The sequence below is a fragment of the Nocardia veterana NBRC 100344 genome, assembly GCF_000308855.1.
GTDB lineage: Bacteria > Actinomycetota > Actinomycetes > Mycobacteriales > Mycobacteriaceae > Nocardia > Nocardia veterana.
This window is the reverse complement of record NZ_BAGM01000132.1, coordinates 1-23,228: the sequence shown is the minus strand read 5'-3', so window position 1 is coordinate 23,228 and position 23,228 is coordinate 1. Positions and strand designations below refer to the sequence as shown.

Sequence of the window (23,228 nt, the reverse complement as noted above, 5' to 3'; positions counted from 1 at the left end):
CCTGACCAATCGCCGGCCCCGCCGGGTAGGTCCGTACGTGTCGGTCATGGGACCGTTTACGTCACTCGTGGAACCGGCGACATTCGGGCGAACGGCTTATCATGAACACGTGCTCGACCCGGTCCCCGCGTATAATGCGGTAATTGTCCGATGTGTACTCCAAACCGCTGCGGACGGACTCGACAAACGAGCGTTGCTGCGGACGGCCGGAATTCCGGAAACCGTTCTCACCAGCGAATACGGCATGGTGGCCAGCGATGCGTATCTTCGACTATGGGAGCGCGCCGAATTCGGGCAACCGGCCCCGGACAGCGGTTTGCGGATAAGCACCACCTACTATCTCGGCAAGCACGGAATTTTCGACTATTTGTTCACCACCGCCGGGACCGTCGGCGAAGGTCTGGCCACCATTCACCGGTTCGGTGCGGCCATGGCGACCAATCATCGCTATTCGTATGATTCGGACGATCTGCGGGGTGAACGGACCACGACTCTGGAATTGATGCAGGGTGAGGGGCGCGGCGCGGAGCTGACCGTGCAGGCGTCGTTCGCCAGCACCGTGGCGCGGATGCGACACGCCTCCGGGACAGCGGTGGTACCGGTGCGAATCACGCTGCGCCAGCGGGCACCGCGCTCGCATCGGGCCTTCGTCGAGGCATACGGCACGAACCGGATCGAATTCGACGCGCCCGCCGACAGCATCACGTTGCGCGCCGCCGATCTCGAATTACCGCTGGCCACCGCCGATCCGGTGTTGGCCGGGATCGTCCGGCGGTACGCCACGATCGTGCCGATGCCGCTACTGCACGACGTTTCCTGGCCCGATCGGGTGCAGCGGGTCCTCGCGGCAGCCCTGGCGGGCGGCGACGCGACCCTCGACACCGTCGCACGCCGGCTCGCGGTCAGCCCCCGCACCCTGCAGCGACGATTGGCGGAGGCGGGGACCACCTGGCGGCGGGAACTGGACCGCGCGCGCCGGGCCGCGGCGGGAAATGTTCCCGCCACCACGACGAAATCGGCGCTGGCCGCGCGGCTGGGCTATTCCGATGCACGGGCGCTGCGTCGGGCCGCGCGCCGCTGGAACACCGAGACCGCAGTGGATCCGGAGCTGGACTCCCGGCGGACCGGATGATGCTCCGGCCCTAGACGTTTCCGCGCAGGAACACCTGATTCGTTGTGCTGGAACGGATTTCGACATAGCGGATTTGATCCGCCGGGGCCGAGGTGATGCCGTCGGCCGTGACGGTCTGGCCCGGGTGGGCCGACCACTGCGAGATCATCGACTGGGTGCCGTCGGTATGGACGACCCACAGGGCGCCGTCCCAGGTGTAGTCGGTGTCCGACGGCGCGTAACTGCACGACATGTTCACGCGGGTACCGGAATCGAGCTGGGTGAGGCTGAAACTCGCGGTGATCGGCGACGGGGCGACCTGATCCATCTGTCGTTCCGTGACCACCTGCTCGGCGGTCGGGGGAGTGTGACTCTCGGTGTTGGAGATGGTCACCGGGATGGTGATCGCGACCGCCGCCGCGGCGGCGGCCACCGCTCCGGCCAAGGCCAGCCAGGGACCGCTGCGGCGTCGCCTGCGCTCGCGCGCCGCCGCCAAGGAACGGGGAGCCGTGTCCCGCCCGATTTCCGTACTGCCCGCCGTGGTCTCGGCCGAGGGCGGCGTGACGCGGTCCGGTTCGGGCTCGGCGGGTGCGGCCGAAGCGCCGCGGCCGGCCTCGAACGGGAGGATGCCGTCGGCGGCACCGCCGGGGTGGCCCTCGGCAGCTCGCACCCGGTCGAGCAGGGCGTCGAAGCCCGCATCGCCGAAGTCGGCGCGCGAGTCGTCGGCCGTCGTGTCGATCAGCGACAGGGCGACATCGCCGCGCACCTGCCGTAGCAGCCCGGGCAGTCCGGACAGCTCGGCGACGGCGGCCCGGCACTCGGCGCACTCGGACAGATGCGCCTCGAACTCCAGCCGCTGCTCACGATCGAGGGCGCCGAGCACATACGGGCCGTCCCAGGTCGCATACTCGTCGTGCGAGTCGGTATCGGCCGTTGTCACTTCGTCACCCCCATTTCCTGTAGGGCCGAACGCAAGGCGCGCATCCCGTAGTGCATCCGAGATTTGACCGTGCCCTCGGGAATCGCCAATTCGTTCGCTATCTGCTGGGTCGACAGGCCACGGTAGTAGGCCCGCACGATCACCTCGCGGTGGTCGGGACTCAGCCGGGCCAACGCATCGGTGATCAGCCAACTGTCCACTGCGCGTTCCGCCTCGTCCGGGCTCGCCTGTTCCGGCGGCGCGTCGGTGCCGTATTCCCGACGATGCCGCGCGCTGCGGAACTCGTCCACCGCCAGATGCCGGGCCACCGTGAACAACCAGGCGCGGGCCGAGGCGGTCGTCTGATCGAGCACCTGCGGACGCTGCCACGCTCGTAGCAGCGTCTCCTGCACGATGTCCTCGGCGCGACCGGCATCGCCGACGAGGCTGTAGGTGAATCGCCACAGTGTGGGCGCGTGCTCGTCGTAGAGCACCCGTAACAACTGCGCCCGTGTGGGCGCGGCGTCGACGGGGGGGACCGCGGAATCAGACATCGGCCGGGCGTGCGCCGACTGCGCGACTCCGCCGCCTCGGTCGAGGCGAGCGTTGGGGGACCACACTCGGTGGATACGTAATCAATTGCGTTCTAGTTCGATGGGGTGCGTGGCCAGCAGCGACAGCGGCAAGGGCTGCCTGCGCAACACATGCGCCCACAGGTCGGTGCGCCCGGCCAGCGGATCCGACGGCAGGGCGGACAACACGATCCAGTCTCCGCGCTCCAGCTCGCCCTCCAGCTGGCCGAAGGTCCACCCGGCATAACCGGCGAAAATGCGGATGCCTTCGACCAGCGGGGCGATCGTGTCCGGATCGGAGTCCAGATCCAGCAGCGCCACGCGTCCGTCGACGCGGCGCAGCCCGCGGATGCCCTCGATCGAGGCACCGACGCGGACCGTGGTGAGACACAGCGCCGAATCGCGTTTCACCGGCCCGCCCACGTAGAGGGTGCGGGGTCCGGCCGCGAGATCGGCCCAGCGTGGCAGCACATCCTGCACGGCGGTTTCGCTCGGGCGATTGAGCACCACGCCCAGACTGCCCGCATCGTTGTGTTCGACGATGTAGATCACGGTGCGCCGGAAGGTGGGCTCGACCAGCTCTGTCGCCGAGACCAGCAAGGTGCCGGGCCGCACCACCTGTTCCTCGTATCGAGATTCACGTCCGGGGCGGTCGCCGTGTTCCTCTGCGCGTGCCACGCTTGTCATCATCGCACCGTCGCCGGGCGCGCGCTGTGTTTACCGACCGTGATTCCCCGGCCGGATCACTGCGGCAGACCGAATCGCTCGCGCGCCCACTGCGGCACCATGGCCAGATACCGCGGCCGCGATTCCACGAAGTGGTGAACCATCGGGCAGAGCGGCAGAATCCCGAAACCCTGCTCCACGGTCCGGTCCAGGGCGCCCTGTACCAGCAATCGCCCGTACCCCTGGCCCTCGAACTGGGGATAGATCTCGGTGTGCACGAATGCGCGCTCGGCGGCGGTGTCCTGATAGGCGGCCACACCGGCGTGCTGACCGTCGACATACAGGTCGAACCGGTCGAATTCCGGGTTGTCTCGAATCTCGGTCTTCAGCTGCGAGCCCTGCGTCATTTGCTGAGCCTAGATGTTCGGGTCGGCCGGACGGGAGCGGATCCGCCGGAGCTCCGGCCGTGTCGGGCGAGTGTTCGAGTTGTCGCCACCGGCGGTGATGGCGACAATGCAGGGGCTCGAGTGGGACGGATGCTCGACACGACGACGGCCGAGCGGATCCGGCCGGACGGGGAGACGGCGCGGATGGCACGAGGGGTACTAGCCGCGGCGGCGCGATGGGTGGCCGCCGCCGCGTCGGCCGTGGTGATCACCGGCGCACTGCTGCCGGCCACGGGTCGGGCGGACGCGAGCTTCGGTTCCTGCCCGGACGGCGCGATCGGTGTGGGGCACCGCGCGGAGTGCGCGGTGATCTCGGTGCCGATGGACTACGCGGCGCCGGACGGACCGCGAATCGAGCTGACCGTCAGCCGAATTCGCGCGACGGGCCAGCGGTACGGAACGGTGTTCGCCAACCCGGGCGGCCCCGGCGCCGACGCGCTCGACTACTGGGGAGCGCGCGCCGAGAAGCTACCGGCCGCCCTGACCGAGCACTACGACCTGGCGGCCGTGCAGCCCCGCGGGCTGCGCTGGTCGACGCCGCTCACCTGCGGCGGCACCGACCCGGGGCGAGAATCGCTTCGAAAGGCCTGCGACAGCGCGCAACCCGGTTACCTGGAGACCATCACCACCGAGAACACCGCCCGCGATCTGGATGTCGTGCGGGATGCGCTCGGGCTGGACCGCATCGACTTCTTCGGCATCTCCTACGGCACCTATCTGGGGGCGGTCTACGCCACTCTGTTTCCGCAGCGTGTCGAGCGGATGGTGCTGGATTCCAACGTCGATCCGCAGTGGGTGTGGACCGAACAGTTCGCCCAGCAGCAGCTCGCCGGGAAACAGCGACTCGACGACCTGTTCGCCTGGATCGCCGAGCACGACGATCGCTATCACCTGGGCGATTCACCGCTGCGGGTCTATCAGACCTGGGCCCGATTGGTGTCGGCGCAGGGCGGCGGCTGGTACGCCAATCTGACCCCACCGCCGGTCGCGGCCGCCGATCTGCCGCGGGAGCTGCCCGAACCGCTGGCGACGGTCGCGCGATCCGGGGCCGACGCCGGCGCCGAGGAACTGGTCAAAGCGCAGAATCTGGTGCGCGCCCTGGCTTCCGGTGGTGCCTCCGCGCAGGTGCCGCTGGTGTCGGCCACGACGGTGGCGGCGTATACCCGCGGATTCTGGCCCGCGCTGGCGCAGGCCATGGCGGAGGCGAATGCGCAGCCGGCGGATCTGCGACGGATGCAGGCCATCGCCGGCGCCACGACCACCGATCCGACCGGACAGGCGGTGTTCTCGGCCATCACCTGCAACGAGAACGCGGTGCCCGCCCGGCTGGATGCCATCGGCTCGGCCGCCGCGATCGTGGCTTCCGGCGGTAATGCGCTCAATGCCCGCGCGGAACTGATACGGAGCGGATTGGCCTGTGCCGATTGGGATCCGGTCGCCACGCCGGTGCCGATCGTGGCGGGCGAACCGGCGACGGCGCCGCTGATTCTGCAGAGCCGCAACGACGCCGTGACGGCCTATCCGGGTGGCCCGGCGATGGCGAACGCCCTGCACGGGCGCCTGATCACCGTCGACGGCGGCGACCACGGCACCTTCGGACGTGGTAACGCACCGCTCGACGACGCGGTGCTGGAATATTTGCGCACGGGCGAGGTGCGGATCGATCACGTGGATCAGGCGCCCATGCGGTGAGTGCGTCCGACCTGCGCGCCGGACGTCCCGTAGCAGTGAACCGGACGACCGAGGGAGGGCCCATGACGCAGCGGCACCGGCGAGTGGTGCTCGCCCCGGACAAGTTCAAGGGTTCGCTGACCGCGCCCGAGGTGGCCGCCGCGCTGGCGACCGGAATCGCCCAGGTGGCCCCCGAAGCCGAGATCCGGCAGTTGCCGGTGGCCGACGGTGGTGACGGCACCGTCGACATCTTCGTGGCCGCGGGCTGGGAGCGCATCCGCGTCGCCGCCGTGGGCCCCACCGGTGCGCCGACGACGGCGAGTTACGCGGTGCGCGACGGGACCGCGGTGGTCGAACTCGCCGAGGTCGTCGGATTGGTGAAATTGCCCGGCGCGCAACCCGATCCGATGTACGCCGGTACCTACGGCCTCGGCCTGGTGCTTCGAGATGCGCTCGACCGTGGATACCACGAGATCGTGCTCGGGCTCGGCGGCAGCGCATCCTCCGACGGTGGCGCCGGCATGTTGCACGCTCTGGGACTGCGAATCCTCGACGCGGACGACAACGAATTACCCTGGGGCGCAGCGCCTCTCCGCCGCGCCCACCGAATCGACTGCTCGCGCCTGCATCCGGCCGTGGCGTCGACGACCTTCACCCTCGCCAGTGATGTCGACAACCCGTTGCTCGGCCCGCACGGCGCGGCGGCCGTTTTCGCACCGCAAAAGGGTGCGGATCGAGAGCAATGTGCGGAAATCGAAGCGGCGCTGTCGCACTGGGCCGAGCTTGTTCGAGCGGCGCGGCCCGCCACCCGAGGGGCGGCCGGCGACGGTGCGGACACGGGTCGCGGCCGAGATCGAGCCGGGAGCGGAGTTACCGAACCCGACGGGGAGATCGACTTCGCCCGCCGGCCGGGGGCCGGCGCGGCGGGTGGTACCGGATTCGGTGCGATGGCGGTGCTGGGGGCGCGGCCGCGACCGGGTATCGAGGTCGTCCTGGAACTCATCGGGTTCTCCGACGCCGTGCGTGGTGCGGATCTGGTCGTCACCGGGGAGGGCGCGTTGGACGAGCAGACGCTGCGCGGCAAGGCGCCGGCCGGCGTCGCCGCGGCCGCCCGCGCCGAGGGCGTGACGGTGGTGGCCGTGGCGGGCCGTTGCGCCCTGAGCCCGGAACGACTCCGCGTCGCCGGTATCGCCGATTGCTATCCACTCACCGATCTGGAACCCGATCCCGCCTGTTCCGTCGCCGACGCCGCGCCTCTGCTGTCCGAAATCGGGGCTCGGATAGCGGCAGACCACCTGCGCTGAGCGCCGACGGCAACGGGAGGCCCGGCCTCAGGCGTGCTCAGGCTGGGACGCACTCCGCGAGACAGTCCCGATGCTGTTCGCCCCACACTTCCAGCGGGCGCAGCGCATCGGCCAATGCTCGGCCGTCGCTCGTCAGCGAGTACTCCACGCGGGGCGGCACCTCCGGGAAAACCTCCCTGCGGACGACCCCGTGCGCTTCCAGCTGCCGCAGATTCTCGGTCAGCACCTTCTCGCTCACGCCGGGCAGGAGGGCCCGGATCCGGCCGAACCGCTGCGGGCCGGCGCCGAGCACCCACATCAGGTGCAGCTTCCACTTCCCGCCCACCACCTCGATCGCCACCGACATCCCGCACACTTCGTGATCTGTGTCACCAACAGTCGTCATCCGGACCTCCTGACCTTTTTCCCAACCTCGACGTAAGCAACCGCACCCGAACGTGCGTTATTGCCCGCGCTGTCGAAACCGATGACGATCGAATCACGGCGCCGATCGGAAGAACTTCGAAACAGCAAGGGGTACATCATGTCCGAACGTTCATCCGTCACGGTGATCGGTCTGGGGCCGATGGGCCGGGCGAGCGTGCGGGTGCTGCTGGACGCCGGGACCGAGGTAACGGTCTGGAACCGCAGTGTCGACAAGGCCGAGGCGATGGCCGAACTGGGTGCGCACCGGGCCGAAACGGTCGCCGAGGCGCTCGACCGCAACGAGGTCGTCATCCTGAGTCTGACCCACTACGCCGCCATGTACGACGTACTGGACCGGGACCGGGAACGCCTGCGCGGCAAGGTGATCGTGAACCTGTCCTCCGACTCCCCCGAACACACCCGCGCCGGCGCGCAGTGGGTGCGGGCGCAGGGCGCACAGTTCCTCTCGGGCGGGTTCATGTCCGCCGGTGACAACATCACCCACCCCGCGTCCTACATCTTCTACAGCGGGCCGCGCGAGGTGTTCGATGCCCACGTCGACCTGCTCCGCCCGCTCAGTGCGCCGGAATACCTGGGATCCGACGACGGCGCGGCGCAGCTGTTCTATCAGGCGCTGCTGACCCAGTTCCATCCCTGGCTGATCGGCTTCACCCAGGCCCTGGCCGTGATCGACCGTTCGGGCAACGACATCGACCGGTTCCTGCCCTATACCCTCCGCTCCGCGGAGGCGTTTCCCTACTTCATGACCGCGTACGCCGCCGCGGCCCAGTCCGGCGGATGGGGGGACGGGGCGAGCACGCGAATGATGGTGGCGAGCGCCGCCCACATCATCGAAACCGGTGCGGAGGTGGGAGTGGATCCAGGGCTGTCACCGGCGGTGCGGGAACTCTGGCGCCGGGTCGCCGATGCCGACGTGCCGATGTACCGATTGCTCCGCGGCGCGCCCTGAGCCGAAGGTCAACGGGTGCAGAGGAATTCGATCGCGGCGGCGTAGCCCTGGATGCCCATGCCGGCGATCACCGCGGTGGCGATCGGCGAGATGTAGGAGTGGTGCCGAAATTCTTCGCGCGCATGCACATTCGAGATGTGCACCTCCACGATCGGCACCTCCGGGATGACCAGGGCGTCGCGCAGTGCGACCGAGGTGTGGGTGAGGCCGCCGGGATTGATCACGATCCCGGCTTCCGCCCCGCGGGCGGCGTGGATTCGGTCGATCAGCGCGCCTTCGGAATTCGACTGGAAGGCGGTGATCTCCCGGTCGAAGCGGGCGGCGGTCTTGCGGCACAGCTCGACCACGTCGTCCAGGGTGTCGGAGCCGTACACCTCGGGCTGCCGGGTGCCGAGCATATTCAGATTCGGGCCGTTGAGCACGAGAATCGGTGCCATGCCGCTACCTTAGCCCCGCATACCTCAGACCCCCGCATACCTCAGACCCCCCGCAGCTCGGCCCGCCGGACCGGGCGAACGGCAGGTTCGTCCGGCACCGGCCGCGGTCTCACAGGCCGCGCGGTCCCTCGGCTCGCAGGTCCTCGACCTTGCGCATCGCCGAACGCAATTCCGCCAACCACTCCTCGGCGTGCTTGCCCGCCAATTTGACCGTCCAGGCCAGGGCGTCCGCGCGGGAGCGCGCCACTCCCGCGTCGACGAGGGTGTCGAGCACTTTGCGTTCGGGCTGGCGCAGCCGCGTCATCACCGGAACCGACAGGTGGGTGAACAGGGTCCGTTCGCCGTTCACCGAAACACCCCACGCGACGTTGCGGCCGTAGCGCGCCTGGGCCTCCTGGGCGATCTGCATACGGGCCGGCCGGGTCGATTCCCGGAATCGTGCGATCAGACCGTCCACCGTCGCCCGTGAGGGTTCGGCTTCGGGGTTGTCCGGGGCGGCGGCGTCCCCGGCATCACCGGGGGCGCCCGATTCGCGCCGGGGAAGCGGCAGTTCGCCGATGACCACGATCTCGTCGCGGTCGATTTCGATGGTCGCGGGGCCGACGAACCAGTCGTTCGGCAACCTTCCGGCGAACCAATCGGGTGCGTCCGCGGCGTCGGGAAGATCGGCCTGTTGCCAGCCTCCGGGACGGCCGAAACCGCGTCCATGTCCGTGTCTCATGGCATTTCCTCACTACGGGAGTTGCGGTGTAACTGTGATTACAAGATTACGCCGCTGCACGAGAATGCGGGTTTCGCTGTCGGAGGAATGGGAAGGGGCCCGAACACGGGTGACGATTTCGCCGACCGGGTGCGACCCCTGCCGATCATCGGGCACTATTGTGGTCGCTGAGCATGGAGAATGCGGTCGGTGCCGAGTGGTACCGGGGGCTACTCCTTCGGGTACCGTTGGTCTTGTTGCTGGAGTGACAAGAGTGAAGAGTGGGCGACATGGATGTGTGGGGATCCCGCCGCTTTCGCGTTCGGGGCGCAGTGGCATTGGCTGCAGTTGCTGCCGTAACGATCGTGATGGGGTCGTGCGATTTTCACAGCGCACCTAGCGGACCCCAAGCGGTCGTCGAGCATTTCACCCAGCTAATGGACGAACGCGATGCCGCCGGCGCCGCCGCACTGACCTCCTACCCCTCCGGTGCCGAGAGCACGCTGAAGTCGATGTTCGCCGGACTCGAGCCCGGCAAACCCGATTACAAGCTGGTTCAGTTCATCAGCCTGGACGGCGATTCGGCCATGTTCAATCTCAAGGCCGGCTGGCACTTCGGGCCCGGTAAGGACTGGAACTACGACCTGCAGGGCAATATCCGGAAGCTGGCTATCGGCTGGCGGATCTCCTGGGATCCGACCGTCGTGATGCCGCAGCTCGACTACAAGCGCACGGTCAAACTCGTCCGCACCGAAGCGACCCCCGCGCCGAAGGTCAACGACAACGACGGCCAGCCGCTGCTGACCCAGCAGACCATCAACGTCATCAAGCTGGACCCGGCGAAAACGCCCGATCCGGTCGCCTCCACCAATGCGCTCGCCGATGCCATCTCACCGGTCGCGCCGCTGATCACCGGTGCGTCGCTGATGCAGCAGCTCGCGGGTTCGCAGGGTAAGCCGATCACCGCGGTGAGCCTGCGCGAGGACGATTTCGCGATCCTCGAACCGCGGATGGCCCCGATCCCGGGCATCGTGATGGAGAAGCAGCCGAAGCTCATCGTCGCCGATCGTCGGGTGTGGTCGCCGCTGACCGATGCGCTGCAGAAGGTCTGGCAGGAGAATCGGGATCAGCACGCCGGTTGGGGCGTGCAGCTGTTCGAACCCGACGGCAAGATGGTCACCCAGCTCGCTGGATATCAGGGCCCGCCCGGGCCGGATATCGCCTCGACCATGGACCAGAAATTGCAGCGTGCCGCCGAGGACGCGGTGGTCAGCGTGGGCACGGCCGCATCCATCGTGGCGATCCAGCCGTCCACCGGTGCGGTGGTCGCGGCCGCGCAGAACAACTACGCCAGCGCTCAGGGCGCACCCGCGTTCACCGCCACCTATCCGGTCGGCGGGGCGATGGACCTGTTCAAGGCGGTCGCCTCGATCGTGAAGAAGAAGTCGCCGCAGGACGTTTCGGTGCAGGACGCGGCCGAGGGCGCGGCGATGCTGGGTATCGGCATCGGTTTCAAGGTGCCCGGACTGGACGAGACCACCGGCCGGCTGCCCATCGGTGGCCGGGGTGTGGAGCAGGTGAAACAGGGGACCAACGACCCGATTCTGGCGAGCCCGTTCGGAATGGCCATCGCCGCGGCCACCATCGCCCGCGGTTCGGTGGCGCCGCCGATGATCGAAATCGGACGGCCCGGCACCACCGAGGCCGAGCTCGAACCGCTGCCCGGCGATGTGGTCGAGAAGTTGCGCGGCATGCTGCGCGACGCCACCGCGAGCCCGCAGGAGGCGACCGTCGCGCACTATGCCGGTGTCACGGCCTTCACCGCGAATGCGGGGACCGGCGGCTGGCTGCTGGCGAATGCCGGTGACCTGGCCTTCGCCATCCACATCGACGATATCGACAGTGGGGACGCCACCTCGCGGATGGCGGCCCGGATGCTGCAATCACTGGCGACACCGGACGACAAGAAGTAGCCGACGGCCGGTTCCGGAGCGTCAGTTCACAGATGCGCCCGTGACCCGGATGCGTCGGCCCACCACCGACCAGAGCCCACGCCAGCCGAGCAGGAAGACCGCGAGGACGGTCGCCGCGACGATGACGAAACTGACCGCGGTGCCCTGGCCGCTGACCACCCGCAGCACCATGCCGCCGATCAGCGTCGACAACCAGACCGCGACGCCGGTCGGCCACAGCGCGGTGCCGTCGAATCGCGCGGCGGCCCCGGCCGCCCGGCCCCGGCTCGCGACGAGTGCGGCAAATATCCAGCCGAGGAGCAGCCCCGCGCCGAACGGCCACACCGTGCGCAGCAGCCCGGCCGCCACCGCTTCGTCGTGACTGCGCCGGCCGATCGCGCAGAACACGATCACCAGAACGACATCGATCAGCAGCGGCAGCAGTTTCCTCACGGCCGCCAGGGTAGTGACAGCGGGCGATGCACCGGTCCACGGGATCCGCTCAGGACTGCGCGTCGCCCTCGGGCTCGGCCGTGCCGGGCGGCTCCCGCCCGGGCTCCTCGCGCAGGCCGTGCTCGGCGGCATTCTCGCCGCGCCGCGGCTCGGCCAGCAGTGCCGAGCGCTGCTCGAATTCCTGCTCGAACTCGGCGTCACCGACCTGCGGGCTGCGGAAGCGGAAGGCGAAGACGATCCAGCCGATGATCGCGACCAGGATGAAGCTCACCATCCGGTAGACGAACGCGGCGGCCACCGCCTGGGCGGCCGGCAGGCCGGCGGCCGCGGTGAGACTGTAGATCAGGGTGGCGTCGACATAGACGATCCCGCCGGGTGCGAACGGAATGGTGCCGACGGCCTTTCCGACACTGAACGCGATCAGCAGACCGGCCCAGCGCGGATCCGCACCCACCGCATAGCAGGCCGCGCCGAGACAGGCCACGTCACCGAGCCGGTGCACAACCGCCCAGAAAGCGACCCAGCCGGCGTCGCGGCGGCCCAGATCCACCGATTCGAGCTGCCGCAGCATCTCGTCGACCCGGTCCATGCCCGCCTCCGGCGGGTGCCGGCGCAGCCGGTTGACCAGCCGCACCGCCTGCCGGATCAGCGCCTGTAGTGCGCCGGGATTACCGGATACGTATTTGCCGGCCCACACCAGCAGCGCCACCGCACCCAGGGTCAGCGCCACCTTCCATGGCCCGACCCGATTGCCCACCAGCAGGGCCCCACCGATTCCCAGCAGCAGCATGCCGGCGGTGGCGACCACGCCCGACATCAACAATTGCCAGGACGCGACGATCGGGCTGGCACCCCACCGGCGGGTCTGGCGGTAGGTGAAGGCGGTGGAGAAGACCTGCCCGGCCGGGAGCGTCACCGACATCGCGGTGGCGCCGTACACGACCGATACCGACGCGCGCTGGGATACGTCGACCCCGCCCGCGTGCAGCAGTTGCTTCTGGATCCGGCCGAAGCCGCTCATCGACAACGCCTGCATCCAGATGCACGCGACCACCCAACCCCAGTGGATCTCGGTGAGGTTGCGCCAGGAGTCGTGCAGACGCGGCCACAGGTACACGCCCTCGGCGATCAGCAACGCCGACAGGGCAACGCCGAGGACCCATTTCAACCAGCGGAACCTGCGACGCGCGGGACGCGCCGGTTCGCCGACTGGTTCAGCGTGGGCCGTCACCCTGCTCAGCCTAGTGCCGTTCCGGCGGAAGGCGGCAGCGGACGCGTCGCCGTGCGCGACCGCGTCGGGAGGCTCATCGGCGGTCCAGCTCGAAGGCTCGGACCGCTCCGGCGGGCGACTCAGCCCGATGCTTTCGGCCAGGCCAGCCTGGTCTTGCGGCGGCGGCCACGCAGTTGCACCTCGTCGCCGGAGATCCATTGCTGCTGTTCGTCGTCGTCGGCGAAGTACAGCGCGCTGCCGGAGGCGAGCACCCGGCCCGGATGTTCCTTCGCCAATTCGGTCAGCCGGGACGCTTCGTTGACCGGATCGCCGATCACGGTGTATTCGAATCGGTTTGCGGCGCCGATATTTCCGGCCACCGCGAGCCCGGCCGAGACCCCGATGCCGATATCCAGGCCGGGCACTTCGCGCAGCGCTTCGCGCAGGTCACGGGCGGCGGCGAGTGCGGCGGTCGGCGCGTCCGGGCGGTCCAGCGGGGCGCCGAAGATCGCCAGCGCGGCATCGCCGACGAACTTGTTGATCAGGCCGTTGTGCCGGTCGACCACGTCGACCACGACCCGGAAGAACTCGTTGAGCAGACTGACCACCTCGGTGGGTGGCCGTTCGGCGGCGGTCGCGGTGGAACCGACCATGTCGACGAACAGCACGGCCACGAACCGGGTTTCACCACCGAGTTCGGTGCCGTATTCGAGCGCTCGCCGGGCCACCTCCTCGCCGACGTGCTGACCGAACAGTTCCTGCAGTTCGCGGCGTTGCGCGGCCTCTTCCATCATGCGGTTGAAACCGACCTGCAGCAGCCCGATCTCACTGCCGTCGAACACCTCGACCTGCACATCGCGCGCGCCGGCCTGCACTCGGTTGATCGCCCGGGAGAGCTGGCGCACCGGGTCGGAGATGCTGGACGCGGTGAGCATCGACAACGCCAGCGCCTGCATGATCACCACCCCGCACAGCAGCAGGATCGAGATCGCCAGCGATTGCGCCGAGAAATGCACCTGCGAGGTGATCTGGGTGACGCACAGCAGCACGATCGCGATGGTCGGGGCGAAGGTGCCCATCCCCCAGGTCATCGCCATCCGGGTACCGACGCCCGGGGTGAGGGTGTGGTCGAAGGTGCCGGTGGTCAGCGCGTGCGCGGCGACCGGGCGCAGGATTCGCTCGCCCAGCATGTAGGTGAAGCCGAACACGATGGTGGCGGCCATACATTCGGTGACGATCACCGCGCCCGCGAGCTCGGGAGTTTCCACGATGATCCGCGCGGCCAGCACCGCGCCACCCACCAACCACAACAGCAGGTGCAGGATCGACTGCCGCAGCGGCGCGTGCAGGGCCGCCATCTGCTCCTGGCGACTGGGCGGACCGCCGCGAACCTGCCAGCGCATCACCGGCCGCAGCATCAGTGCCGAGGCGGTGACGCTCAGCAGTCCGCCGATCGAGAAGACCAGCGCCGGCAGCAACAGACCCGCCCGGCGCAAACCGTTCGGCGTGCCCTCGGGCGCGGGCAGCCCGTATTGAATGAACGCGTACACCAGAACCGCACCGAAGGCGTTGGCCGCCAGCATCGATGCGAGGTACAGCGGCCAGCGCGTTCGCATGGTCTGTTTGACCGCTTCCAGAGGCGCTGACACGTTGACCAATCTAGCGGTGGGAGCGACGCGCCGGAGAAGGGAGTGCGCGTGCCTGAGTAGGCGTGGCGCAACGTAGGGATTGTGGCCCGGACGAGGGCCGTCGCCCGCTACCTGGACCGTGATTCCAGCGCTTTGCGTATCAACGCCCGCGCCCGATCGCCGGTGACGGATTGGGCGGCGAGCGAATCGAACGCTCGACCGTACTGGGCGATCTCTCGCGGCTGCGTGATGGTGATACTCGCGGTGTGGCCTTCGACCTTCACCATGCGGTTGTCGAACATGAAGAAGTTCTCGACTATGACACGTGCGTCGTAGTCCCTCGGAACGATGCCCACCGTCACTCGCGGCATCCCGATCACCGAATACAGGCGGTCGAGTTGCCCGCGCATGATTTGGCTGTTTCCGATTGTGGTGTAGAGCGACTGCTCGGCCAACAGGATGTGGAACCGTTTGCCGGGCCGGTACAGAACTTGTTGGCGTTCCATTCGCTTGGCTACGGCTGCGTCCACATCGTCGGGTATTCGGTCGAACTCGACGATGTTCCGCATCATGGCTGCGGCGTAATCCGGCGTTTGCAGCAACCCGGATACGATCATCGGTTCCCAGTTGCGAATAAGTTTCGCTCGCGCTTCGAGCTGGAGCGTTTGCTGTTGCCGGTTCCTCATACCGGAGCTGAGAGCTTGCCGCCATTCGACATACGCCGAGTCGATGTTGTGCAGGGTTGCCAACAAGTCTGCGAGTTGATCGTCGGCCCCGGCGTATTTGCAGTAGGCCCGGATATCCGAGTCGGTGGGGCGTAGCTTCCCGTATTCGATTTTCGAGATACGGGATTCGTGGACTCCCAGGTGTGCGGCGAGCTCCCGGCCCGACACCCCACCGCGTCTGCGTATCTCGCGGAGGCGTTTACCGAAAGCTTGCCGCTGTTCCTGAACCGAACTCGTCACGGGAGTGGCGTAACCTGCGCATACTCGGCGTGTGGCGTCGATATACTCCACAACCGTTCTTTGACGCTACGGCACAGACCGACTATCGCCGGATCGGTGGTCACGGCAGCAGTTTCCGTGCCGCGACCATCCGGGGACGACAAGTTGAACGCAACCGTGTGATCGTCGATGAGCCACCAGTCGTCGGGAGGAACATCCTGGGCCAGGTGCCGGGGCAGATACCGGATGTCTTCCCCGGCCTCGATGTTGAGGCCGGCTACCCGCAACGACCAACGTTGATAGTCGCTGTGTGGCACGGTGACGACTCTCACCCGACTGACCGACACTCCGCGTTCCGCGAGCTCTTGGACGAACGTGACCCAGTCTTGAAACCACCCCCGGTAGTCGAACGGTTCGTTGTGGAGGAACGCCCGAAACGCGTCGTCTTCGTCCGGTTCCGCGTAGGTGTCGCGGCACTCGTAATGGAATGCCGTTGAACGGGCTTCACGTATCAGATCAATCGTCGGCCGGAGTTCCACCGAAATAGGTCCTTTCGTTCTTCGGCACCTCGATGCAGGTCTCGTCCGGCTCCATGGTCATCTGAGACAGCGCTTCGCCGTCTGCGACTGGTGTTCCGGTCAACCGGAAGGTACCCCGGCCGGTATCGGTCAGCGGTGAACCGAGGTAGGTCCGGGGTTCGAGGAACCCGGTGAGCAGATGCGGTATCTCGACCGTCTCCGCGCAATCGGTCCGCCACCCGATCACGACGTACGTGTCTCGGTCTGTGGCGTACAACGTGGGACACCCGTCTCTGTTCGATCCACCCTTGCCCAGGAACGTTAGGCGCATGGCCATACCTTTCGTCAAAGTGTGCCACTACTTGCGACACACGTGTTCCAGGGTGCCGTCCACATCGCAGTTTTTCACAAGAACACCGCAATTTTGGCAAGTAGTTGCAAGCTTATAGATTGGCGGGTCGATTGCTCCGTACGGTCCTGACCGAGCCCCGGCATCGGGCCGAAACCGACTTCCCCGGTGCCGGGTGCCCTACCACCCCGGTCACGAGACTACGGAGACGACATGAGCGCGGAGCCGCGACGTACGAGGCTGTATGTGTTTCCGGGTGGGATGTTGGAGACCACCGATTACGGCGACGGCGACCCCGGCGGAGTTTACCTGGAGTTCGGCAATTCCGAACTGCCGCAACGTGATTCGGGCGCTACCGAGGTGCCTGCGCCGCGGTGTCCGGTCGAGCCTGCCGACGCCGATATGTGCCGTCGGGTGCTCGGGTCGTTGCGGGCGCTGTAATGCTCGCGCTCGGATGGATTGTCGTTGTCGGGGTGCCGCTCGGTGTGACCGTATGGTGCTGCCGCGAGGTGGTACCGACGGTTGCCCAGTGGGTGGCCGGTGGTTTTCTCGCCTTTCTGCCGAGGTTTGCCCGAATGGTTCGGGTACGCGGTGGAGGTCGATCCGGGAACCGGACGGTTCCGGCCTCCGGTCAGGCGGTGTGCAGGGCCGCGGTCACCTTGCGGGTCATTTCGGCGAGGACGGGGCCGGGCCGGCTCGTCGCCGCGGCGGCATCGAGGGCGACCAGCACGGTGCTGCGGAAGTTGTCGGCCTCGGCTGGATCGTGCCGGTCGAGCAGGGTGACGGCGGCGGTCACGGCCGGCAGCACCTGGTCGGCGAGCTCGGCCACGGTCCGGCGCGGCCGACAGCCCACTGATGCCGGCCTGATACGGCCACTGACACGGCATTCGGCCAAGTCACCGGGAGTTCGGGCGCACCGGCGCGGGCACCCGTGATCCGCCATCAGGGCAAGAACGCCCACGAGTGATCGAATCGGACGGAGCGGACACGTGCCGGTTGCCGCCTCGGCGGATAGGCTCGCGAACGTGAGTGGGGACAGCAGTACCGCCGGGAGTCCGGACGAATCAGCCGTGCCGAGCGCGGGATCCACGGCGCCGGCCGTCGGTACCCGCCGCGAGCGCAGTGCCGCCGATTCCGTGCATCCGCTGGTCCGCCAGGGCGCGGAATGGTGCTGGCGGTTGTTGATCATCCTGGTGGCGGTGCTGGCGGTGGCCTACCTGGCGCACAAGCTGACCACCGTGGTCATCCCACTGGCGATCGCACTGCTGGCGGCGGCGCTGCTGTCCCCGCTGGTGGATCTGCTGCAACGGCTCGGAATGCCGCGCGGTATCGGGGTGTTCGTGGCGCTGGTCGGTTCGATCGGCTTGCTGGCCGGCATCTTCACCTTCGTCATCGAGCAGTTCATCACGGGTGTGCCGCAGCTGACCGACGAATTCAAGACCAGCATCCACACCGTGCAGGACTGGCTGATCAACGGCCCGCTGCATCTGAGCAACGATCAAATCCGCAACGGCGGCAACACGATCATCAAAACGCTGGAGGCCAATCAGGATTCGCTGACCAGCGGCGCGCTCACCACCGCCGCGGCGATCGGCGAATTCCTCACCGGCGCCTTCCTGACGCTGTTCATCCTCATCTTCTTCCTCTACGGCGGCGATCAGATCTGGAACTTCGTGACCCGGGTCGTGCCCACCCCGCAACGTGAACGGGTCCGCACCGCGGGACGCCTCGGATTCGGCACCCTGATCGGATTCGTCCGGGCCACGGTCGTGGTGGCGGCGGTCGATGCCATCGGTATCGGCGCCGGCCTGGCGATTCTGGGTGTGCCGCTGGCACTTCCGCTGGCCTCGCTGGTGTTCATCGGCGCGTTCATCCCGATCATCGGTTCGCTGCTGGCCGGATCGGTGGCGGTCTTCTTGGCCCTGATGACCAAGGGCTTCGTCACCGCGCTCATCGTGCTGGGCATCACGATCGCGGTGATGCAGCTGGAAAGCCATGTGCTGCAGCCCTTGCTGCTGGGCCGGGCGGTGCGCATCCATCCGCTGGCGGTCGTGCTGGCGATCACCGCCGGTGTGGTGCTGGCGGGTATCGCGGGCGGTCTGCTGGCGGTGCCGTTCGTCGCGGTGATGAACACCGCGATCCGATCGCTGCTGGCCGACAGTCCGGAGGAGCTGTATCAGGAGCTCAATACCGGTGAGCCGGGAGAGCCGATGTTCCATGCCGATCCGGACCGCCCGGATCGGGATCGCTATCAGCCGTACAACCCCCGAGCCGATGCCGAAGCGGGCGGCGGGACCGTGGGCGAAGGCTAGCCGCGGTGACCGGGCCGGCGCAGTCCGCCGCGACCGCGCCGCTGTGGCGAGCCGCGCAGGTATTTCGCCTGGTCACCATGGTGTACGCGGTGGGGCAGCAGTTCGTGTCGGTGTCGTCGTATCGGCATCCGGCGCTCAGCTGGGTGCTGATCGGCGCTCTGGTTGTCTGGTCGGTGGTGTCGGCGCTGTTGCTCTCCCGCCGGCCGACCACCGGCCGGGCGCGGCGCGCGGTGGTGATCGGCGATCTGGTCGTGGTGGCCGGGCTCATGGCCGCGACCCGGCTGGTGGCGGACTACGGCTGGTACCACGGCCATCAGACGTTGCCGACGACACTGTGGGTCGCCAATGCCGTGATGTCGGCGGCGATCGAATGGGGCGCCGTCGGCGGGGTGCTGTCGGGGCTGCTGATCTCGGTGGTCAGCATCGTGGTCCGGGCCCAGTGGGAGCTGGATCTGTGGTCGGATGCCACGGCGCCGGTGCTGGTTTCGGTGGGACTGGCGATCGGGTTGGCGGCGGCGACCGCGCGGCGTGCACAGGGGCAGCTGGAGCAGGCGATGCGATTGAGCGCGGCCACCGCAGAACGCGAGCGGCTGGCGCGCGAGGTACACGACGGCGTCCTGCAGGTCCTCAGCTACATCAAGCGTCGGGGCAGTGAGATCGGCGGAGCCACAACCGAATTGGCGCAGCGCGCCGGCGAGCAGGAGGTGGCGCTGCGGGTGCTGATCTCCGAACAGGGCGGCCGGGAACGATCCGGTGGCCTCGGTTCGAACGAGGATCTGCGATCGTTGCTGAACGGTTTCGCCTCGCCTTCGGTCTGTGTCTCGGCACCGGGCGAACCGGTCTCCCTGGGCGGCTGGACGGCGCGCGAGATCACGGCGGCGGTGGGCGCCGCGCTGTCCAACACCGTGCTGCACGCCGGCGCCGATTCGAAAGCGTATGTGCTGCTGGAGGATATGGGCGACGCGGTGGTGATCAGCGTGCGCGACGACGGTCCCGGAATCACGCCCGGCCGCTTGTCGGCGGCCGCCGCGGAGGGCAGGCTCGGAGTATCGCAGTCGATCGTCGGCCGCGTCGAGGCGCTCGGGGGCACCGCCGAACTGCTGGACACCACCGACGGCACGGAATGGGAATTTCGGATACCACGCGAGGGGGAGGGCGGATGAGTTCGGAAAGCAATGCGGCGGAAAGTGTTTCGGTGATGGTGGTGGACGACCATCCGATGTGGCGGGACGGTGTCTCGCGCGACCTCACCGAAGCCGGGTTTCGGGTGATCGCCACCGCGGAAGGGGTTGCGGCCGCCACCCGTCGCGCCGCCGCCGTCCGGCCGGATGTGGTCCTGATGGATATGCAACTGCCGGACGGCAGCGGCGCCGACGCCACGGCCGAGGTCCTCCGGGTCTCGCCGGGTAGCCGGGTGCTGGTGCTGTCCGCGTCCGACGAACGCGGCGACGTCCTCGAGGCGATCAAGGCGGGCGCCACGGGCTACCTGGTCAAGAGCGCCTCGGCGGCGGAGCTGATCGAGGCGGTCCGGGCTACCGCCGCGGGGCATGCGGTCTTCACCCCGGGGCTGGCCGGTGTCGTCCTCGGGGAGTTCCGCCGGATCGCGGGCGCGCCCGCCGACCCCCGCACCGAGCGGCCGGTGCTGACCGAACGCGAAACCGAGGTGTTGCGACTGGTGGCGAAGGGCTTGTCCGCCAAGCAGATCGCCACCCGACTGGGCGTCAGCCATCGCACCGTGGAGAACCATGTGCAGGCCACGCTGCGCAAACTGCAACTGGGCAACCGGGTCGAGCTCACTCGCTACGCGATCGAACAGGGCCTCGACTAGACCCGCCGCCGAGAATGCCGAGGGGGCGAGCTGTCGAGATCAGGGATTGCCCTGATGTGCGGCGAGCGCGGCGTCGGTAGCCTCGTCGATATGGGTGGTGAAACCGTTTCCACCCCGGGCGCGGGGTCCGCTCCGGCAGCCGGGGGCGCCGTAGGCGATCGTGATCTGCGGGTGTCGGATGCCGAGCGCGAACACGTCGGCACCCTGCTGCAGCGCGCGGTCGGGCTCGGCATGCTGTCGCTGGGGGAGTTCAGCGAGCGGATGGATACCGCGCTGGCCGCCAAGACCCGGGGCGAGCTCAACGCCGTGCTGGTCGACCTGCCCGGCATTCGCCTTGCCGGACAACCGAATCCGGTGACCGCGGCTCCGCCCGGCGGCGCCGGTGCGCGTCTGTCCGGGCAGTGGGGTGCGCCCGGCGGCAACCGTGGCGTCGCCGAGACCGAGATCCGGCCCCGGCTGTCCGGGGTGACCCGGAAAGGTCCCTGGCAGGTGCCGCCCTCGCTGTTCGTCAACAGCATCTTCTCCGGCGTCACCCTGGATTTCACCCAGGCCGTGATGGCGACGCAGGTGGTGGAGATCCGCGTCGACGACTTCTGCAGTTCACTCACCATGATCCTGCCCGGCGAGGCGACCGTCGACCTCAACGGTGTGGAGTTGATCGGCTCCAGCACCAACAACAAGGTACGCACCGGGCCGCCGATGGGGCCGCTGCACGTGGTGGTGCACGGCCGGATCCGGTTCAGCTCGATCACCGCGAAACACCCGTTCGGGGTGCAGTGGAAGAAGCTGATGTCGGGGTTCTGACCGGCTGGTCGACGTCGCGCCTGATCTATGCCCTCGCCGGCGCGGAACCGCGCGCCGCCCTGCCGATGGCCTCCAAGGTCCCGGCAGTAGTCGTGCGAAACAAAAATGCGGCTGGACCAGGAGCGATGGCGGAGTATTTCGGTTCCGGTAGGGTCCTACCCGGTAGTCGCACGACGACCTCGTTCCGATCTGCGTGAAGGTATTCGAAGAGTGAAGATCCTGCACGGCATCGCCGTCGGTGAGGACATCGAGCGCAGCCCGGACCTGGCTCTCGGCCGGGCCGAGGACCGCCGCCCACCCGGAACGCAGACTTTGCGCGGCACAAGTACGCCACGGTGACAAGCTGTGGGCGGTGAACTGGACGCGGCGTGGCGGTCGGTGCGCGATATGCTCGGCACGGCCGCCAAGGACTACAGCGCCGTGGTCGCCGCGGTGCCCAGGCATGCCGCCCGCGAAGTCACCGAGAGCGTTGCCCGGTTCGTGGATGCCGATGCGGCAAACGTACCGGCTCTGACGGGCGCATTCTCCGACCTCTCCGGGGGGATCGCCACCACCGCAACGTCTTCCGCCTACGCACGCGGCCGCGATCTGATCGACGAGGTGGACTACACCGCGCTGCGGCAGGCAAGGCGAACCGCGTCCTCGGGCAGCTACCCGACGTTCGAAGAGATCCAACGGCGGCAAGGATTCGACGGCCCCCTCACCATCGCCACACAGCACGAGGTCGACGCGGCGATCGCGGCGGGCGGGCAAGAACTGTTCCGCGGGTTCGAGGAGGACGGCTATCTCCAGGCCTTCGTCGCGGGCCAGGTGCGACCTGGCGGCGGTCCCACCGGATCCGGGACTTATGCCACGCCGCTGAAGGAGGTCGCACTCCACTACGCCGATCCCACGCGGAAACAGGACCTCGCCACCCGGCATGCCCGGGTGCTACGGATGGCACTCCGCCCCGACGCCAAGAAGATCACCCTGCGCGAACTCGAGTCCGAACGTACCCGCACCCGGATGCAAATCGCCCGTGACCTACGGACCCTGCGCAATATAGCCAACCCGACCGCCGAGGACACGGCGCGCTACATCGCGCTGCAGGACAAGGAGCTTGTGTTCGCCGACATCGGCCAATACGGTGCCGTGCGCGGCTGGGACGCCATCGACGGATCCGACACCTTCTCGAACAAGGAATGGGTCGTACTCAACCCGACCGCCCTGTTGATCCAGCGCTGAGCACCCACCACCTGCGCCCAGGACCGGACCCGAGCTGCGTGCTACCGGCCCATTCGACGCCGCGTACGCGAAGTACCTGCCACCGGAGCAACTCGAATGCGCGGTACGGGAGAGCGGCGAAGGCCTGCCGATCCACCACGAGGAAACCAGGCCGCCGATGCCGCCCTCGCGGGTATCGAACTATCCGAGGCGCGAAACGGCGTACCTTGTTTTCGCGCGGTTACGCCCGGACCCTTCGTGATTACCGTCGCTCGATCACGGCACCGCCCGAAACCACCGGGCGGGCCGCTGCGAAACGATGCTCAGTCGCGGTTCTGCCGGCGCAGCAGTTCGTTGACGCTGACGGTGCGACCGCTGGTGCGGTGCTTACCCTCGTCGTCGGTTTCCTCGGGCTCCGGGCGACGACGCGAGGACCGCAGGTCGGCCATCCACTGCTCGATACTGCTGCGGTTGTCCGCACCCGGAGCCGGACGCGGCGGCCGCTGCGCATCGGCACCGGATTCACTTGTCGGGGTGGCATTTCCGGAGGGGGCGGCCGTCGGTGCGCCGGGGGATTCCGGGCCGGTGGACGTGACGCTCGGGCTCCCGTATTCGGCGGCTCGGTTCCGATCGGATCCGGTTGCCGCGCCGGGGGATTCCGGCGCATCGGGCGTGGCGGTCGAGCGGTCCCGCCCGGGTGAAGCCGGGGCGGCCGGTGGCTGATCGGTACCGGGCCGCGCGGGACCCGGCGGTGTGGCGAGCGACTGTTCGCGGCCGGGCAGGTCGGAGCGGCCGGGGCTCTGGGGGGCACGGCCGGCCTGGCCCT

At 68.2% G+C, this 23,228-nt stretch carries 26 protein-coding genes and 1 pseudogene; 12 read left to right on the top strand and 15 right to left on the bottom strand.

Annotated elements, in window-relative coordinates:
• Nucleotides 1-109 precede the first annotated feature (109 nt).
• Complete coding sequence (locus ON37_RS25515) at nt 110-1,132, top strand: AraC family transcriptional regulator (RefSeq protein ID WP_157171589.1); 1,023 nt, start codon at nt 110-112, stop codon at nt 1,130-1,132.
• A gap of 10 nt (nt 1,133-1,142) precedes the next feature.
• Here the strand turns inward: ON37_RS25515 and ON37_RS34520 are convergent, their stop codons facing one another.
• From ON37_RS34520 to ON37_RS25495, 4 genes are all read right to left on the bottom strand, one after another.
• A complete protein-coding gene (locus ON37_RS34520; protein ID WP_051032034.1) occupies nt 1,143-2,051 on the bottom strand; it encodes an anti-sigma factor family protein in 909 nt (302 codons plus the stop codon).
• Nucleotides 2,048-2,584 (bottom strand): sigma-70 family RNA polymerase sigma factor, encoded by a 537-nt coding sequence (locus tag ON37_RS25505; RefSeq protein WP_051032042.1) that lies wholly within the window; start codon nt 2,582-2,584, stop codon nt 2,048-2,050. Before ON37_RS25505 ends, ON37_RS34520 begins: the two co-directional genes overlap by 4 nt.
• Before the next feature lie 81 nt (nt 2,585-2,665).
• Entirely contained in the window at nt 2,666-3,289 is a 624-nt protein-coding gene (locus ON37_RS25500) for a YqgE/AlgH family protein (RefSeq protein WP_083893285.1), read from the bottom strand.
• Between the two features lie 56 nt (nt 3,290-3,345).
• Nucleotides 3,346-3,675, bottom strand: a complete 330-nt coding sequence (locus ON37_RS25495; protein WP_245553464.1) for a GNAT family N-acetyltransferase — start codon at nt 3,673-3,675, stop codon at nt 3,346-3,348.
• Between the two features lie 129 nt (nt 3,676-3,804).
• Here ON37_RS25495 and ON37_RS25490 point away from each other — a divergent pair, with 129 nt between their 5' ends.
• Both ON37_RS25490 and ON37_RS25485 read left to right on the top strand, forming a co-directional pair.
• Nucleotides 3,805-5,406: an alpha/beta hydrolase gene (locus ON37_RS25490; RefSeq protein ID WP_245553462.1), complete on the top strand. Its 1,602-nt coding sequence runs from the start codon at nt 3,805-3,807 to the stop codon at nt 5,404-5,406.
• 62 nt (nt 5,407-5,468) lie between these two features.
• Nucleotides 5,469-6,689, top strand: coding sequence for a glycerate kinase (locus ON37_RS25485; protein WP_040722869.1), 1,221 nt, complete (start codon nt 5,469-5,471; stop codon nt 6,687-6,689).
• Nucleotides 6,690-6,726: 37 nt separating this feature from the next.
• On the opposite strand, the gene ON37_RS25480 is transcribed toward ON37_RS25485, so the two are convergent.
• Nucleotides 6,727-7,074 carry a winged helix-turn-helix transcriptional regulator gene (locus ON37_RS25480; protein WP_040722868.1) on the bottom strand — a complete coding sequence of 116 codons (348 nt, stop codon included), beginning with the start codon at nt 7,072-7,074 and terminating at the stop codon, nt 6,727-6,729.
• Between the two features lie 138 nt (nt 7,075-7,212).
• On the opposite strand from ON37_RS25480, the gene ON37_RS25475 reads away from it, so the two are divergent.
• Nucleotides 7,213-8,064: an NAD(P)-dependent oxidoreductase gene (locus ON37_RS25475; RefSeq protein ID WP_040722902.1), complete on the top strand. Its 852-nt coding sequence runs from the start codon at nt 7,213-7,215 to the stop codon at nt 8,062-8,064.
• A gap of 8 nt (nt 8,065-8,072) precedes the next feature.
• Here ON37_RS25475 and aroQ read toward each other — a convergent pair whose 3' ends face one another.
• Nucleotides 8,073-8,501, bottom strand: coding sequence for a type II 3-dehydroquinate dehydratase (aroQ, locus tag ON37_RS25470; RefSeq protein ID WP_040722867.1), 429 nt, complete (start codon nt 8,499-8,501; stop codon nt 8,073-8,075).
• Nucleotides 8,502-8,610: 109 nt separating this feature from the next.
• Nucleotides 8,611-9,222 (bottom strand): ATP-binding transcription factor AbmR, encoded by a 612-nt coding sequence (abmR, locus tag ON37_RS25465; protein WP_040722865.1) that lies wholly within the window; start codon nt 9,220-9,222, stop codon nt 8,611-8,613.
• Nucleotides 9,223-9,491: 269 nt separating this feature from the next.
• Between abmR and ON37_RS25460 the strand changes: the two genes are divergently transcribed.
• Nucleotides 9,492-11,174 (top strand): NTF2-like N-terminal transpeptidase domain-containing protein, encoded by a 1,683-nt coding sequence (locus tag ON37_RS25460; RefSeq protein ID WP_040722901.1) that lies wholly within the window; start codon nt 9,492-9,494, stop codon nt 11,172-11,174.
• Nucleotides 11,175-11,195: 21 nt separating this feature from the next.
• On the opposite strand, the gene ON37_RS25455 is transcribed toward ON37_RS25460, so the two are convergent.
• The 6 genes from ON37_RS25455 to ON37_RS25430 all read right to left on the bottom strand — a co-directional run bounded on the left by ON37_RS25455 (nt 11,196) and on the right by ON37_RS25430 (nt 16,153).
• The gene (locus ON37_RS25455) at nt 11,196-11,606 is read right to left on the bottom strand and encodes a DUF3054 domain-containing protein (protein ID WP_040722864.1); all 411 of its coding nucleotides are present in this window, start codon (nt 11,604-11,606) and stop codon (nt 11,196-11,198) included.
• A 49-nt stretch (nt 11,607-11,655) separates the two neighbouring features.
• Entirely contained in the window at nt 11,656-12,837 is a 1,182-nt protein-coding gene (locus ON37_RS25450; RefSeq protein ID WP_245553458.1) for a lysylphosphatidylglycerol synthase transmembrane domain-containing protein, read from the bottom strand.
• Between the two features lie 119 nt (nt 12,838-12,956).
• Nucleotides 12,957-14,432, bottom strand: a complete 1,476-nt coding sequence (locus tag ON37_RS25445; protein ID WP_040722899.1) for an adenylate/guanylate cyclase domain-containing protein — start codon at nt 14,430-14,432, stop codon at nt 12,957-12,959.
• Between the two features lie 140 nt (nt 14,433-14,572).
• The gene (locus ON37_RS25440) at nt 14,573-15,409 is read right to left on the bottom strand and encodes a helix-turn-helix domain-containing protein (protein WP_051032033.1); all 837 of its coding nucleotides are present in this window, start codon (nt 15,407-15,409) and stop codon (nt 14,573-14,575) included.
• Complete coding sequence (locus tag ON37_RS25435) at nt 15,406-15,927, bottom strand: DUF6879 family protein (RefSeq protein ID WP_051032032.1); 522 nt, start codon at nt 15,925-15,927, stop codon at nt 15,406-15,408. Before ON37_RS25435 ends, ON37_RS25440 begins: the two co-directional genes overlap by 4 nt.
• Nucleotides 15,905-16,153, bottom strand: a complete 249-nt coding sequence (locus ON37_RS25430) for a hypothetical protein (protein WP_245553456.1) — start codon at nt 16,151-16,153, stop codon at nt 15,905-15,907. The genes ON37_RS25435 and ON37_RS25430 overlap by 23 nt, the downstream gene beginning before the upstream one ends.
• Nucleotides 16,154-16,468: 315 nt before the next feature.
• Between ON37_RS25430 and ON37_RS25425 the strand changes: the two genes are divergently transcribed.
• On the top strand, nt 16,469-16,696 hold the full coding sequence (locus ON37_RS25425) for a hypothetical protein (protein WP_157171588.1): 228 nt from the start codon (nt 16,469-16,471) through the stop codon (nt 16,694-16,696).
• Between the two features lie 190 nt (nt 16,697-16,886).
• Here ON37_RS25425 and ON37_RS25420 read toward each other — a convergent pair whose 3' ends face one another.
• On the bottom strand, nt 16,887-17,084 hold the full coding sequence (locus tag ON37_RS25420; RefSeq protein ID WP_157171587.1) for a hypothetical protein: 198 nt from the start codon (nt 17,082-17,084) through the stop codon (nt 16,887-16,889).
• Nucleotides 17,085-17,391: 307 nt separating this feature from the next.
• On the opposite strand from ON37_RS25420, the gene ON37_RS25415 reads away from it, so the two are divergent.
• From ON37_RS25415 to ON37_RS25395, 6 genes are all read left to right on the top strand, one after another.
• Nucleotides 17,392-18,567 (top strand): AI-2E family transporter, encoded by a 1,176-nt coding sequence (locus tag ON37_RS25415; RefSeq protein WP_083893283.1) that lies wholly within the window; start codon nt 17,392-17,394, stop codon nt 18,565-18,567.
• A 5-nt stretch (nt 18,568-18,572) separates the two neighbouring features.
• Nucleotides 18,573-19,730 carry a MacS family sensor histidine kinase gene (macS, locus tag ON37_RS25410; protein ID WP_040722862.1) on the top strand — a complete coding sequence of 386 codons (1,158 nt, stop codon included), beginning with the start codon at nt 18,573-18,575 and terminating at the stop codon, nt 19,728-19,730.
• Nucleotides 19,727-20,395 carry a response regulator gene (locus ON37_RS25405; RefSeq protein WP_040722861.1) on the top strand — a complete coding sequence of 223 codons (669 nt, stop codon included), beginning with the start codon at nt 19,727-19,729 and terminating at the stop codon, nt 20,393-20,395. Before macS ends, ON37_RS25405 begins: the two co-directional genes overlap by 4 nt.
• A 90-nt stretch (nt 20,396-20,485) precedes the next feature.
• Complete coding sequence (locus ON37_RS25400) at nt 20,486-21,199, top strand: DUF1707 SHOCT-like domain-containing protein (protein WP_083893282.1); 714 nt, start codon at nt 20,486-20,488, stop codon at nt 21,197-21,199.
• Between the two features lie 210 nt (nt 21,200-21,409).
• Nucleotides 21,410-21,538, top strand: a complete 129-nt coding sequence (locus tag ON37_RS34515; RefSeq protein ID WP_281004699.1) for a hypothetical protein — start codon at nt 21,410-21,412, stop codon at nt 21,536-21,538.
• Between the two features lie 6 nt (nt 21,539-21,544).
• Nucleotides 21,545-22,423, top strand: coding sequence for a hypothetical protein (locus ON37_RS25395; RefSeq protein WP_040722860.1), 879 nt, complete (start codon nt 21,545-21,547; stop codon nt 22,421-22,423).
• Nucleotides 22,424-22,725: 302 nt separating this feature from the next.
• Here ON37_RS25395 and ON37_RS25390 read toward each other — a convergent pair.
• Nucleotides 22,726-23,228: pseudogene (locus tag ON37_RS25390) on the bottom strand (hypothetical protein); the annotation flags it as partial.

What these genes read in the sequence shown, in the direction of transcription:
- ON37_RS25400 (WP_083893282.1), top strand. Translation starts at nt 20,486, where the DNA reads ATGGGTGGTGAAACCGTTTCCACCCCGGGCGCGGGGTCCGCTCCGGCA.
- ON37_RS25425 (WP_157171588.1), top strand. Translation starts at nt 16,469, where the DNA reads ATGAGCGCGGAGCCGCGACGTACGAGGCTGTATGTGTTTCCGGGTGGG.
- ON37_RS25475 (WP_040722902.1), top strand. Translation starts at nt 7,213, where the DNA reads ATGTCCGAACGTTCATCCGTCACGGTGATCGGTCTGGGGCCGATGGGC.
- ON37_RS25485 (WP_040722869.1), top strand. Translation starts at nt 5,469, where the DNA reads ATGACGCAGCGGCACCGGCGAGTGGTGCTCGCCCCGGACAAGTTCAAG.
- ON37_RS25480 (WP_040722868.1), bottom strand. Translation starts at nt 7,074, where the DNA reads ATGACGACTGTTGGTGACACAGATCACGAAGTGTGCGGGATGTCGGTG.
- ON37_RS25460 (WP_040722901.1), top strand. Translation starts at nt 9,492, where the DNA reads ATGGATGTGTGGGGATCCCGCCGCTTTCGCGTTCGGGGCGCAGTGGCA.
- aroQ (WP_040722867.1), bottom strand. Translation starts at nt 8,501, where the DNA reads ATGGCACCGATTCTCGTGCTCAACGGCCCGAATCTGAATATGCTCGGC.
- abmR (WP_040722865.1), bottom strand. Translation starts at nt 9,222, where the DNA reads ATGAGACACGGACATGGACGCGGTTTCGGCCGTCCCGGAGGCTGGCAA.
- ON37_RS25495 (WP_245553464.1), bottom strand. Translation starts at nt 3,675, where the DNA reads ATGACGCAGGGCTCGCAGCTGAAGACCGAGATTCGAGACAACCCGGAA.
- ON37_RS25500 (WP_083893285.1), bottom strand. Translation starts at nt 3,289, where the DNA reads ATGACAAGCGTGGCACGCGCAGAGGAACACGGCGACCGCCCCGGACGT.
- ON37_RS25505 (WP_051032042.1), bottom strand. Translation starts at nt 2,584, where the DNA reads ATGTCTGATTCCGCGGTCCCCCCCGTCGACGCCGCGCCCACACGGGCG.
- ON37_RS25405 (WP_040722861.1), top strand. Translation starts at nt 19,727, where the DNA reads ATGAGTTCGGAAAGCAATGCGGCGGAAAGTGTTTCGGTGATGGTGGTG.
- ON37_RS25490 (WP_245553462.1), top strand. Translation starts at nt 3,805, where the DNA reads ATGCTCGACACGACGACGGCCGAGCGGATCCGGCCGGACGGGGAGACG.
- ON37_RS25445 (WP_040722899.1), bottom strand. Translation starts at nt 14,432, where the DNA reads ATGCGAACGCGCTGGCCGCTGTACCTCGCATCGATGCTGGCGGCCAAC.